General features: G+C 33.6%; 13 protein-coding genes. 8 read left to right on the top strand and 5 right to left on the bottom strand.

Annotated elements, in window-relative coordinates; all coding sequences use genetic code 11:
- Positions 1-1,137: dicarboxylate/amino acid:cation symporter (locus N4A40_13880; GenBank protein ID MCT4662941.1), on the bottom strand; the 1,137-nt coding region annotated here is incomplete at its 3' end.
- Positions 1,138-1,351: 214 nt separating this feature from the next.
- Between N4A40_13880 and N4A40_13875 the strand changes: the two genes are divergently transcribed.
- From N4A40_13875 to N4A40_13865, 3 genes are all read left to right on the top strand, one after another.
- Positions 1,352-1,792 carry a MarR family transcriptional regulator gene (locus N4A40_13875; protein MCT4662940.1) on the top strand — a complete coding sequence of 147 codons (441 nt, stop codon included), beginning with the start codon at positions 1,352-1,354 and terminating at the stop codon, positions 1,790-1,792.
- Positions 1,793-1,826: 34 nt separating this feature from the next.
- Positions 1,827-2,231, top strand: a complete 405-nt coding sequence (locus N4A40_13870) for a pyridoxamine 5'-phosphate oxidase family protein (protein MCT4662939.1) — start codon at positions 1,827-1,829, stop codon at positions 2,229-2,231.
- Between the two features lie 165 nt (positions 2,232-2,396).
- Complete coding sequence (locus N4A40_13865) at positions 2,397-3,938, top strand: Ig-like domain-containing protein (protein ID MCT4662938.1); 1,542 nt, start codon at positions 2,397-2,399, stop codon at positions 3,936-3,938.
- A 130-nt stretch (positions 3,939-4,068) separates the two neighbouring features.
- Here N4A40_13865 and N4A40_13860 read toward each other — a convergent pair whose 3' ends face one another.
- Both N4A40_13860 and N4A40_13855 read right to left on the bottom strand, forming a co-directional pair.
- Positions 4,069-4,410, bottom strand: coding sequence for a helix-turn-helix domain-containing protein (locus N4A40_13860; GenBank protein ID MCT4662937.1), 342 nt, complete (start codon positions 4,408-4,410; stop codon positions 4,069-4,071).
- Between the two features lie 207 nt (positions 4,411-4,617).
- Positions 4,618-4,965, bottom strand: coding sequence for a helix-turn-helix domain-containing protein (locus tag N4A40_13855; GenBank protein ID MCT4662936.1), 348 nt, complete (start codon positions 4,963-4,965; stop codon positions 4,618-4,620).
- 163 nt (positions 4,966-5,128) lie between these two features.
- Between N4A40_13855 and N4A40_13850 the strand changes: the two genes are divergently transcribed.
- From N4A40_13850 to dapB, 3 genes are all read left to right on the top strand, one after another.
- Positions 5,129-5,320 (top strand): helix-turn-helix domain-containing protein, encoded by a 192-nt coding sequence (locus tag N4A40_13850; protein ID MCT4662935.1) that lies wholly within the window; start codon positions 5,129-5,131, stop codon positions 5,318-5,320.
- 63 nt (positions 5,321-5,383) lie between these two features.
- Positions 5,384-5,905: a hypothetical protein gene (locus N4A40_13845; GenBank protein ID MCT4662934.1), complete on the top strand. Its 522-nt coding sequence runs from the start codon at positions 5,384-5,386 to the stop codon at positions 5,903-5,905.
- Between the two features lie 174 nt (positions 5,906-6,079).
- Entirely contained in the window at positions 6,080-6,871 is a 792-nt protein-coding gene (gene dapB, locus N4A40_13840; GenBank protein ID MCT4662933.1) for a 4-hydroxy-tetrahydrodipicolinate reductase, read from the top strand.
- A gap of 171 nt (positions 6,872-7,042) precedes the next feature.
- On the opposite strand, the gene N4A40_13835 is transcribed toward dapB, so the two are convergent.
- Positions 7,043-7,648 carry a helix-turn-helix domain-containing protein gene (locus N4A40_13835; GenBank protein ID MCT4662932.1) on the bottom strand — a complete coding sequence of 202 codons (606 nt, stop codon included), beginning with the start codon at positions 7,646-7,648 and terminating at the stop codon, positions 7,043-7,045.
- Positions 7,649-8,028: 380 nt separating this feature from the next.
- Positions 8,029-10,125 carry a methyl-accepting chemotaxis protein gene (locus N4A40_13830; GenBank protein MCT4662931.1) on the bottom strand — a complete coding sequence of 699 codons (2,097 nt, stop codon included), beginning with the start codon at positions 10,123-10,125 and terminating at the stop codon, positions 8,029-8,031.
- A gap of 246 nt (positions 10,126-10,371) precedes the next feature.
- On the opposite strand from N4A40_13830, the gene N4A40_13825 reads away from it, so the two are divergent.
- Both N4A40_13825 and N4A40_13820 read left to right on the top strand, forming a co-directional pair.
- Positions 10,372-10,509: a hypothetical protein gene (locus tag N4A40_13825; protein MCT4662930.1), complete on the top strand. Its 138-nt coding sequence runs from the start codon at positions 10,372-10,374 to the stop codon at positions 10,507-10,509.
- Positions 10,510-10,703: 194 nt separating this feature from the next.
- A partial coding sequence (locus N4A40_13820; protein ID MCT4662929.1) for a leucine-rich repeat domain-containing protein occupies positions 10,704-12,573 on the top strand: 1,870 nt, incomplete at its 3' end.

The following is a 12,573-nucleotide window of genomic DNA, read 5'->3' as shown; positions in this document are numbered from 1 at the left end:
TAGCATTAGAGCTAATGCTCCATCACCAGTTATATTACAAGCTGTACCGAAGCTATCTTGAAGGGCAAATATTGCCATCAAGAGCCCTACGCCAGATGGGTCGAATCCCAATATACTAGTAACTATAGCTAGGGATGCCATAACTGTTCCGCCTGGAACTCCAGGAGCTCCTATGGCAAATATTCCAAATAGTACAGAGAATAGAAGTATAGTTGGAACAGATGGCAGTGATCCATATAGTATCATAGATATGGTCATGCAAAAGAATGTTTCTGTCAAAACGGAACCACATAGATGTGTAGTTGCACCAAGTGGTATGGCGAAGTCTACTACTTCTGGAACTAGAGTTTTAGATTTGTGTGCGCATTTTAGTGAAACTGGTAGTGTAGCAGCACTAGACATAGTTCCAACTGCTGTTAGATAAGCAGGACCATAGTGTTTTGCAACTTCTAGTGGATTTGTCTTGGAGATGAATCCAGCTATAGAGTAAAGTATTGCTAGCCATATGAAATGCCCTATTAGAACCAATACTATTACTTTCAAAAATATTGGCAATTGTTTTGTCAAACTACCTGTATATGCTAGACCTGCAAATGTTGCTGATATGAAAAATGGAAGTATTGGAATGACTATTTTGTTCACGATTGCGAGAATCATATTTTGCATTTCATTTAAGAGTTTTTCCATTGTTTCTGATTTGGTCCATATGACAGATATTCCTGTCAATATAGCTAGAACTAGAGCAGTCATAACGGGCATGACTGGTTGTAAGCTCAGTTCAAATGCTGTTTTGGGAAGTTCTTTTAGTGATTCAGCCTGACTAGCTATGTGCAAGTGAGGTATGAGCAAATATCCAGCTATAGCAGAGAAACAAGAGGCTCCTACCGCAGATAGGTAAGATATACCTAGAAATGTTCCAAGCATTTTGCTTGCGTTGTTTTTTAGCCCGGTAATAGCTGGAGTGATAAATCCAAATATTACAAGTGGAACTGTGAAGAAAATAAAAGAACCTAGAATTTCTTTTATTGTTGTTATGATTGCCATTACATCTTTACTTACAAATAGACCTAGTAAAACACCTATGAAGATACCTAGAAGTAATTTAGGTATCAATCCAAAACTTTTTTTGTTACTCATTTTTATCCTCCCTTAAAAATTAATTGATATAAATCCCAACCGATTATAACATAGTAAAGGAAAAATGACAATGAGTTAAAAATAAATTAATGACAAGTGAATATCGATAAGGAAAAAAGATAATTAAAAATAGAGAAAAGCAGTTGAAAGAAAAAAGTATTTGTGATAAAATACGTACAAGATTAAATCGAGCGCGATTGAAAGGGTGAGGCTGTTGAACGATGATATTTTAAAGTTGGATAATCAACTTTGTTTTGCATTATATTCATGTTCAAAAGAAATAATTAAGAAATATACTCCTATATTGAATCAATTTGGCATAACATATACGCAGTATATTGCATTGTTAGCACTATGGGAAGAAGATAATATTATGGTAAAGGATCTTGGAGCAAAGTTGTATTTAGGATCTAATACATTAACACCGGTATTAAAGAAATTAGAAGAGCTTGGATTAGTTACGAGAACTAGGCACAAAGATGATGAAAGAAATGTTTATATCAAACTTACGATGAAAGGTATTGATATGAAAAAACAAGCTATAGTAATTCCACAAGAGGCATTTTGTCATACAGGACTTAGTATAGAAGAACTGAGAAATATTCGAGAGAGTTTAAAGTTATTACTTGGAAATTTGTTGAATGATGGTAATTAAGTTTTAAAAATAAATATATAGGGAGTGTTGCAAAATGGAAAAGGTAATTAAATTTTTGGAAAAAAATAGATCAGGTGTTTTGGCTACATCAAAAGATAATAGGCCGCATGCACGACCACAGCATGTACATTTGATAAAAGATGGTAAGTTTTATTTTACTACTTCAAGTGCTAAGAAGGCATATGCTCAGCTTGAAGAAAATCCGTATATAGAATTTGTGGTGACTACTGATGATTTCAGTATTGTAAGGATAAGTGGAGAAATAAAGTTTACTGAAGAAATAGCTGAGAAGCAAATGGTTATAGATAATGCTCCTTTAGTAAAAAAAGGATATCAAACAGCTGATAATCCAGTACTTAAAGTGTTCTATTTAGAACATGGAAATGCTAGTTACATGAAGTTGATGTCAGGGCAGCCTGCTGAAGAGTTTACGTTTTAGATTTTTTATAGTTCACAGACTAAAAACGCTATGTATTTAGCATAGTGGTAGTTCAAATAAGTGCAACCTACCCCAAAAATCAAAATTGTTTACCCGAAATCAACTGGGTATAAACATAATAGGAACTAGCAGTTATATTCTATTTTGAAGGAGGGGTAGTTTGTTATGTTTGAGAAAAGGGGAAAGGTTTGTGCTTTTTTAGTAGTATTGTCTGTTTTTTTGTGTTTGTTTGGGAGTATAAGTGTGGGTGCAGAGGAGAGCTGGACGGAGTGGGAGCAAAAATCTGGTGTAGATTCAGCGAAAGTTTGGACTGTAGTATTTTCTAAGACGGTGGACGAAAGTAGTGTATCTAGTGAAAGTATTTATGTGAAGAATTCAAATGGTGATAATGTTACGATTATCAGCGAATTAGATGATACGCTCAAAAAGATTATGGTGAAACCAGAGGCTAATTATGAGCTTGGAAAGACGTATACACTTTATATTACTGGGCTCAAATCACAGAGTGGGCTTGATTTGAAATCTGATATAAAAATGGATTTTGTGATATCTAGTGGAGATGTGAATAATAATTTGAAATTAGCAGAGAATATGGATGAGTTTGTATATAATTTTGATTTGCTTAATAATCATTATGACGAAAATGTTGCCAAAATGGCTGAAACAGAGCTTAAAACTCAGAGTATGGAGATGGCGAAAGATGATTTTGAAGCTGCGTTAGAACCTTCTACTACTATAGCTATCAAAACTACTGTAAGTGATTTAATCAAGACTAATGTTGTGAATCAAAATATTGCAGGTATAGACATACCTTCTGAGTTTACGAATCCTCTACCAGCAGGTGGAGTCATGCCAGCACCACCTGGAGCGTGTCCAGCGGCGGCCAATCCACAGGTTACTTTTGCAAACAAGGGCGGGGCGACTATTACTCCAGAACTGCTAAGTGGTATAAGTTCTATACCATCTGACATGATACTTCAGGGACAGAGTCAATTTGACAGTGTATTGCAATCGGCTATAACCAATCCGCTATTGGCTATGGAATTAGCTAATCCTGAAGGCTGGAATACCAATGTATGGGATAAACTTAGTGCCAAAAGACAGACGCTTACATCTCTTTTAGATTATCAAGTTTGGACGGTTGCAAGTGATATAGAATCGCAGGTTGTAACTCAGTTTAGGTCAAGTATTGCATCGGCACAACAATTACCAGAGACGGTATTAGCGGCGTTTGATGCATCTAATAAGAACGGGTGGTTTTATAGCAAAGCACCTACTGCGTCAGATAGTTTTGGTAGAATGGATATAGAAGCTGAGCTTACAGGTTCTATAACTGGAACAGTATATGAACAGAGAGGTTTTAATATACTTGGAGCTGGTCAATTGCCAGTTTATACTACTCAAACTGGATATGGAACTATATATTTTACTCATCCAGAGCTTGGATTGATGACATTTGATGTGAATATTGCATTAGATGAATTTGATGTTCTTGGTAGAGCGGTAGCAGGGACTGTAACTGCAAACGGTACAGGAGAACATAGTGATTATAGTGTGGTATTTAATTTTAAATCGGATGGTACAAAAGAAGGACAGGTATATGAAGCTGGGAATTTAGTTGGAAGACTTACTATGAGCGTAGATGCTGTTAGGTTTGAAAATTATATAGATGTGGAATCGGAAGAAGAATTCCCTCTAGAGCAATAGTACTCTAGTGAAGGATATGCCATGAAATATTAAATGCCGTGGATGAAATTCAGTTCTTAGCTGAATTTTATCCACGGCATTATTCTTTGCATTATTTTTTTGTTTAATTCCAAAGTTATTCTTTCGTGTATTATTTATCTTTGTATTTAAATTTCAAAAATCTGATGTATTCGTCTATTTGATCTAAAGCTTCCTGTGGCAATTCGCCGAAGTTTTCTTTTAGGGCAAATGATTTTTTCTCTGATGCTGAGTATTTAAATCCGCCTCTCTCATCTGTTCTACCTAGAAGATAGTCTACAGATACATTGAAGTGATCGGCTATTTTGATTTTGAGTTCATCATCTGGAGAGCTATTTCCATTTTCGTACATGGAAACAGTTGATTTTGCTATTCCAAATATTTTACCAAATTCAGATTGAGTTAGTTTTTTCTCTTTTCTTAATAATTTTATTCTCTCAGGTAAATTTGACATATTGCCTCCAGTTCAAGGTTTTTAAACTAATATTATTATACAACAAAAGCAAATTAAAGAGATTAGAATTTACAAATCTTGTACTCATGCTCAAAAAAGACTTGATAATTCAAAAGACTTGAACTATAATATAATTATAAAGTTCAAGAATATAAAACTTATGGGGATAAGTTGTTGAGTATTGAAGTTGATTCACAAAATGACGTTTTAGTTGTTGCCTTTGTTTTCATTTTTGTATTTTAGTTTCAATAGTCTTATGTATTCATCTATTTGATCGATGGCTTCTTGAGGCAGTTCTTCTACGCCTTCAACTAAATTGTATCGCTTGATAGTCATAGATGGTTTGTCGTGGTTTCGCTCATCTGATTTGCCTATTAGATAGTCAACGGAAACATCAAATAAATTTGATAGAAAAGCAAGGGTTTCTATATCGGGCTCTCGTTCGCCGAGTTCATATTTTGAAATAGCAGTATTTCTTATATTTAACTTGTCAGCAAGCTCTTTTTGAGTCAAACCCAATTCAGTTCTCAATAGTCTAAGTCTTTTGGCAAACATAAAATCCCCCCTCACTATAATTCTATAGTGCCCATAATGGGAAATCAAGAAAAAAGTAAAAAATACCCAATACGGGGAAACTGGTGTTGACGTTATTAAATTATAGCTATATAATATAAACAAAAGAAAACCCCATAATGGGGAATAGGGAGGAGAGAATTGTATGTATGAGCATTTAAGAGAGTTGAGATGCAAAAAGGGGTTTACATTAAAACAGATGTCTAAATTATTGGGATATTCATCGCCGAATGCTTACGCAAGAAAGGAAAAGGGCGATCGGAATTTTACGATAGAAGAGGCGAGAAAGATTGCAGAGTTTTTTGAGGAGTCAATAGAGAATATATTTTTTAAATAGACAGTCCCCATGAAGGGGAGATGTGTACATAGTGTATTTGGTAAACTAGAGAGGAGGAGAATTATGAGTCAATTAAAAAAGAGTATCATAAAAAGTAGTTCGCACAAGAGCACTTGTGGTATAGAGTTAGGTGCAATAAGGGATGATGAATGGGAATATTTGTTTAGGGGAAAATTTGATATAGATGAACTTAGAAAGGGAAATGAGTATTTGACATTTGATATTTACAGAAGATTTTTGACTCAAAAAGATTATATGAAAGTTACGAATTTATTAGAAGAAGCAGGGCTTATAATATCGAAATCTATAAATGACAATAGAGTTCTGATTTTGGATATGTATGATTTGAGCGAGCATATAGAAAAATCCGATAAAATAGGGGGCAAACGTAGCGAAGATAATGTTTTGAAAACTATAAATAGTATAGTAAATAAGCAAATGTCTATTGAGAGAACGGTAAATTCAAATAACAAAAATAGAGAGCTATTTTCAGCGATCAACAGGCTTGAGAGTTCAAATAGGAAGTTAAAGATGGCAATGATAGCGTGCGTGATAGGGGTAGTTGTCGTTGGATTTATGATTTAGAGATTCTACTGTGTTTTTTGTTAGCTAAAATTATATTTTGTAAAAAGACTAGAGGAATATAATCTCTATATATAGAACTATTACAGTATAAAGGAAGTTATAATACCTGAGAACCCCACGTCTTTAGACGCTGGGAGTTTCAGATTGGAATAGAATATATGGGGAGGGAATATTTTGAGAACAATAGTAATTGGCCCAGCGGGTAAAATGGGAAAGTTGATAGCTAGAATAGTTCATGAAAGAGAAAATATGAGTTTGGTAGGAGCAGTTGGCCCAAGGGGGAGAGAGTATATTGGAAGAGATGTAGGGGAAGTGGCATCTATAGGTGAGCGCACAGGTGCTGTAGTGGTGGACGATATTGAGAATATAATAGATGAATGTGATGTGATAGTAGATTATACGGCGGCAGAGTGTTCTATGGAGATGATGGAAATTGCTTTAAGGCATGGAAAATCATTTGTGTGCGGAACGACAGGTTTTTCTAAAGAGCAAATGGGTAGAATAGAGGAGATTTCTAAACAGATACCTTTAGTATATGCTGCGAATACATCTAGAGTTGTGAATTTGATGTATAAATTATTGGAGATAACGGCTAAAGCTATTGGCGATGTAGCTGATATCGAGATAGTTGATATGCACGATAAAAACAAAAAAGATGCTCCAAGTGGTACTGCTAAGGAGATGGGAGAGGTCATAGCTAAGGCGCTTAGTCAGGATATATCGGATATAGCTAGTTATGGAAGAACATCGGAGCGAGAGAGCGGAAGTATAGGGTATCACTCACTTAGAGCAGGCGATATATCTAGTAGCCACACTGTCATGTTTGGTTTGATGGGAGAGAGACTTGAGATTACCCATCATGCTCACAATTGGGAGTGTTTTGCTCAGGGCGCTTGTGAATCAGCTATGTATTTGAAGGGCAAACAGGCAGGACTCTATACTGTGAAAGACGTACTTGGAATATAGTACTTGGAGATATGGATTGTGAGATAAGAATTATTGGGGATTAAATTATATACTTTTTCTAAAGTGGAAGTAGTTTAAAAATAGATGTAGTCTAAAACTTCAATTGAAGTTTTAGACTACATCTATTTTTAGTGGTGAATTCTACTATGATAGAATCCTTATTTTTTATCATTAAAATGCTGTCTTTTTCCAGAATATTTCTTGATGTTTTGTTTCCAATACTTCAAATAGAGCAAATATAAAGGTTTTTCCGTTTACATGAATTTTTTGGAGATTTATGCGGAATTGGACAGGTTCTCGTAGCTCTACATTAAATAAGTCTTCGTATATGATGATTTTCTTTAAATCATCGTTGTTTATTAGGTCATTTACTTTCCAAATATTCATGTTCGAAATGTACTTTGTTGCTCTTTTGCTTATTAATTCTGATTTTTTCCAGCCGGTGAATGTACAGAAGTTGTCATTTACATCAATTATTTCTTTTTCTAAATTAGCAAGAACAAGCCCATCGTATATACCTGAAAAAACAAATTGCAGTCTGTTTTCGCTTATGGAATTTATGAGTTCATTTGCTGTTAAAATGGTGTGATCTGTAAGAATAGGTAAGTCAACGCACAACGCATTTCCAAGTTTTTTCAAAGTTTTCATTGATGGAGATACTCTACACATTTCTATATCAGATAGATATGAATTAGATATCTCTGCTAATTTTGCTAATTCGACTTGTTTGATACCCCTATTTAGTCTAATAGCTCGTATTTTTTCACCTAATTTCATGATTTTAGATACTCCTTTCAAATGAGCCGCTCGAAATTTAGTACCTAGCCCCCCAATGTAATTATATAGTAAAGATTCATAATACAGAAGGCAAAATGAATGAATCGTGATTAAGTATCAATTAAATTACTAAATCTACGATAAGATTCTGTTTTCTAAATTTATTGCTTTGGAATTATATAGTTATCTTTGTAGTGTGATTAGTAGAAGAGATCAACCTTAGAAAGATTTTACTATAACTCAAATCCCATGTCTATACAAATAGCGGAGTTAATGCACATATTAGGTTACGTTTTACAAAAAATACGAAAATACAGAAACATGATTACTATTATATTATAAATTAAATTAATAGGCCTGAATAGGCCTATTAAAAATTATTATATCTTGAATTTTTTTATATCTTTTTCTAATTCATAGATTAAAGATTTCATTTCACTCATGTTATTTACGATATCTTCTAGATGAGATGATTGTTTGTAGGCGGCATTTGATATTTCTTCAGAGCTAGCAGCAGTTTCTTCTGTTACAGCAGATACTGTAGTTATAGCATCTATTATGTCGTCTTTGTCGATGTAAATTTTATCTGTATGATTTTTTGCTGTATTTATTTTTTGTATGAATAATTCTAATTGCTTTGCTGTTTGATGAAATATTTTATCAGTTGAGGCTATTGTTTCGTTTTGTGCATCAATGATATTTTCAAAATCACTCATAGTAGTAGTAGCTTTGTTTGATTTTAATTGTATGTTTGTGAGAATTTCCTTTATTTCATTTGTAGCAGATGATGTTTCAACTGATAGTTTTCTTATTTCATCTGCAACTACTGCAAAGCCTTTTCCTGCTTCGCCAGCACGAGCAGCTTCTATACTTGCATTTAAAGCGAGTAGATTGGTTTGTTCAGCAACGCTATCTATGAGAGATATTATATCTTCGGCATTGTTTGCGTATTGGTTTGTTTCTTTGATAACTGAATTTACTTCTTTTGTTTTATTGTTACTTTCCTCAGTTTTTTCATCTAGCAATTTCATGATATGCATTCCCTTTTGGGTTAATTCAGATGTATTAGATGATATGTCTACTATTTCAGATATTATGTTACTAGAATCTTCTATTTTGCTACCAAGACCGTTCGATTTTTCAGATATAGTTTCTGTGTCATTAGCTTGTTCTACTATACTAGCTGATATTTGCTGTATGCTGGTGGTTATTTTTGATGTTATATCGTGAGAAACTTCGGTCATATCTGCAACTTCTTGTGTAGATTTCTCTACTCTTTCAAATGAATTTTTTATGTTTGATAGAGTGTGTTTTATATCATTTTGCATTTTTCCCACAGCGGAGCCTAGTTCTCCGAATTCGTCTCGTCTATTTGTGAGTGATGCAGGAATATCATTTGTGAAATCTCCAGATGCTATAGTTTTAAGGTGAGAAACGGTAGCATTTAGCGGAGTTGTAATCTGCTTAATTGTAAAAAATAGTGCTGCTAACATTCCTATTAGTGCAAATATCATTACGATTATTAGATTTGTATTTATAGAATTTATTTCACGACTTATATTTGATAACGGAGTTTCTACTACGAGAATCCAAGGTGTTTTTATTTCACCCACTAGTATTGGCTTTATCTTTCTTGTTACATCTTCTTTAAAATAATCAGAGAAGGCTGTGTCTTCATAGTCTTTTTCTGATTTAACTATTTTTTTCAATAGTTCTAATTTCTCATCATTTAGTGTGGTTCCAAATAGTGATTCATCAGAACTAGCTATGTATTGTCCATCGTAGGATAGTAGTTTGATATTTACATCACTTTTTTCATTTACAAGTTTCATTACAAAATCTTGAAATGTATCTAGATACATATCTATACCAGCGACTCCTATAAATTTACCATTTGTTTCTATAGGATATACTAGACTAGTTACAAACACATTTCTATTGTTGACATTGTCAAGATACGGTGCTCTTGCTATAGCGTCTCTGTTTTTTTTCATGTCGTAGAAGTAGGGCGATGGTTCCATGTTTTTATCTAATTCTATTTTTGAAACTATGCCATCATCTTTTGCGAAGAACGTGACATATCTTCCTGAGTTGAGTTCACCTTCTTGCCCAGCTAATTCGCTATCTCTGCCATCTATAGCATTTGTCTCGCCAAGAATCCATATGGCATTTATGGCATCATCATCTTCTAGTATTGATTTCTGAATATTGTTTAGTTCGGTTCTAACCAAGACATCGTTTCTAGCTAAACCCTCTACACTGCTTGCGAGTGCTTTTGTTGTGTTGTAGGCGTTTTCTAGTTTATCTTTGACCAGAACGCTGTATTCGTAGGCAAAGTTTGATATTTCAAGATTTTCCCTTTCTACTACTATTTCTTTAGCTCTTTTAGTTACTATAAAACTTAATATGCAGAATACTAATGTCAATATGATGCAAATTGTACCCATAATTTTGAATCTGATACTTCTAGATTTCATTGATATTCTCCCCTTTTTCAGTACTATTGTGTATAAGCCCCAAATGATTTTACTACAATTTGATTATCACGTCTATATAAATGAGATTATTAGTATTAAGGTATAGAAATATTTTTTGAAAATTACGCAAATAGGGAATTTTTAGATGCTGCTGATAATTTAGAAGTAACAGAAAATCAAAAGGAACATGTTATAAATATAAATGCTATTTGAAAATCTAGTGACTTAGTAGTACCGTAAGTTGTAATGAAAGTAGATATAACAGCGAAAGATAAAGTAACTACAGCAGAAAAAGTAACAGCGGCAGCATCGGAATTAGATGCGGCAGTAAAGATATATAATGAAGCGAAACAGGATGGCGCAAAAGAAGAAGTAACAGAATAGTTATTAGTGGGTAGATGCCTTGGTCTCATTTTTAAGACCAAGGCATTTTTTGTTATAAGCTAAATTAATAGAAAAATACAAATAATAGTAATTTTACATAATTGTTGAAAAAAAGATTAGTGAAAGATTACAATTAGTAGACGCGATTAAAATTACTTAATTGCGTCTACTAATTTTTATGGGGAGAGAAGGGTATGAAAAATTCAAAAAAAATAGTATCACTTTCGCTAGTAGCTAGTATGCTTATAAGTAGTACGGGGTCGTTTGCTATGCCTAGTGATATGGTGGTGATTGGGGACAAGGCGTTTGAAGTAAAAGATTTAGAATTGCAAGGGCTGAGAGATGAAATAAATGATGCCATTATGAGTTCGGATGATATTTACTATAATCTGGGAGAATTCACAGATAATAAATATTTAAGAGTTGATGGTGACATGGAAATAACTGATGATGAGAAGACATCTATTGGGAAAGTAGATCTTTATGATAATAACGGAAATATTATTGAATTTTCTAGTTTTGATAGTGAAAAGGGAAATGCGAATATTGAATATAAGGAAGATTTACAGCAGCTTATAAATAATAAGCATGTAGGGTCTATAAAATTGATGTCTGATTTGGATTTGGAATCAGAATCTCTTGGAATAAATCAAGCAGTTGATTTGGATTTGAATGGACATAAACTCAAGGGAGATATAGTTATAAATACTGAATCAGAGGGAAATATGAGCATAAAAGGTTCTGAAAATTCAGTACTTGAGGGAAATTTAATAATAAATACTAAAAATGTAGAATTTGTGGTAGATGAAAATACAAAGATAGATGGTACTACGATAATACAAGATATAAATGGAGCTAAATTTGTAAATAAAGGATCGCTATCAGAAGTAGTGGTAGAAGACCCTAATGGAATTGGTTTTCAAAATGATGGTGATGTAGAAGTATTGGATATAAAAACAAAGGCTAAGATAGTTGTAGAAGGAGATAAGCAAATATCTAAGTTAAAAGTAGAAATGGAAAATGCTGATATAGATTTATCTGTAGATGTAGCTAGTTTGATTGCTGATAAGCCATTTAAAATGGTTAAAAAGAAAAATGCAAATATAAAAAAATTAGAAGGTAAAAAGAAACATGAAATAGTGGTTAAAGATGAAAGCGGTAAAGTACTAAGCACTAGCGAGGTTGTAGATTCAAACATTCACAGTGGCGGAAGTTCATCAAGTCAAACTACTACACCAACTGTACCAACAAAGCAAGAAGTAAATATAAAGAACGTGTATCTGAAGAGGGCTATAAATAAGTCACTAGATCGTGATGAAGATGCTGTAATTACGATTGAAGATATGTTGAATTTAAAGAAGTTAGACGGAACTGTCATTGAGTATCAAAAAGGAAAAGATAACACATTATATCGTGGTATTGACGATTTAACTGGTCTTGAATACGCTAAAAATTTGGAATGGGTAGATTTAAGAGAGAACAAAATATCAGATCTTTCTCCACTAGCAGGAGCAACTAAGCTTAAATGGCTAGAGCTTACTAGAAATATGATAACGGATGTATCTCCACTAAAAAATATGAAAGAGCTTGAGCATCTAAATATTTACAATAATTCGGGAATCATAGATGTGAGTCCGCTAGCGGGTCTTACTAATTTGAAGTGGATTGATATGCATTATTGCAGCAGGGATATAAATGGTGGATTTGCTCCACTAAATGTGGATACTTTGACAACTTTAAAGAAATTAGAGTATTTGAGTATAGAGGCAAATGATATAACGGATGTGAGCTTTGTCAGTGAACTGCCTAGCTTGACTACATTTAGCTGCAATAATACTTATGTTACGGATATTGGACCAGTTCAAGATATAGCGGTTTTATCGTATAACGATTGGTCGGGTGCTCATTTCTTCAACATGTTTGGACAAAAACTTAAAGAACCAGTGAGTATAAATGCAGAGGCAAAGGGAACTGAATTCCGTTTTAAATCTCCAGTGAAAAACAACGAGGCGTATAAGAAAAAGGTTGAAGAAGATGCTGCCGCTATGGGAGAGGTAATTCATG

It is taken from the genome of Tissierellales bacterium (assembly GCA_025210965.1).
Taxonomy (GTDB): domain Bacteria; phylum Bacillota; class Clostridia; order Tissierellales; family JAOAQY01; genus JAOAQY01.
This window is presented reverse-complemented; position numbering and strand designations above follow the sequence as displayed.

Excerpts from the sequence above, each read along its gene's own strand:
- N4A40_13870 (MCT4662939.1), top strand. The coding sequence starts at position 1,827 with ATGGAAAAGGTAATTAAATTTTTGGAAAAAAATAGATCAGGTGTTTTG.
- N4A40_13865 (MCT4662938.1), top strand. The coding sequence starts at position 2,397 with ATGTTTGAGAAAAGGGGAAAGGTTTGTGCTTTTTTAGTAGTATTGTCT.
- N4A40_13860 (MCT4662937.1), bottom strand. The coding sequence starts at position 4,410 with ATGTCAAATTTACCTGAGAGAATAAAATTATTAAGAAAAGAGAAAAAA.
- N4A40_13855 (MCT4662936.1), bottom strand. The coding sequence starts at position 4,965 with ATGTTTGCCAAAAGACTTAGACTATTGAGAACTGAATTGGGTTTGACT.
- N4A40_13850 (MCT4662935.1), top strand. The coding sequence starts at position 5,129 with ATGTATGAGCATTTAAGAGAGTTGAGATGCAAAAAGGGGTTTACATTA.
- N4A40_13845 (MCT4662934.1), top strand. The coding sequence starts at position 5,384 with ATGAGTCAATTAAAAAAGAGTATCATAAAAAGTAGTTCGCACAAGAGC.
- N4A40_13835 (MCT4662932.1), bottom strand. The coding sequence starts at position 7,648 with ATGAAATTAGGTGAAAAAATACGAGCTATTAGACTAAATAGGGGTATC.
- N4A40_13830 (MCT4662931.1), bottom strand. The coding sequence starts at position 10,125 with ATGAAATCTAGAAGTATCAGATTCAAAATTATGGGTACAATTTGCATC.
- N4A40_13825 (MCT4662930.1), top strand. The coding sequence starts at position 10,372 with ATGAAAGTAGATATAACAGCGAAAGATAAAGTAACTACAGCAGAAAAA.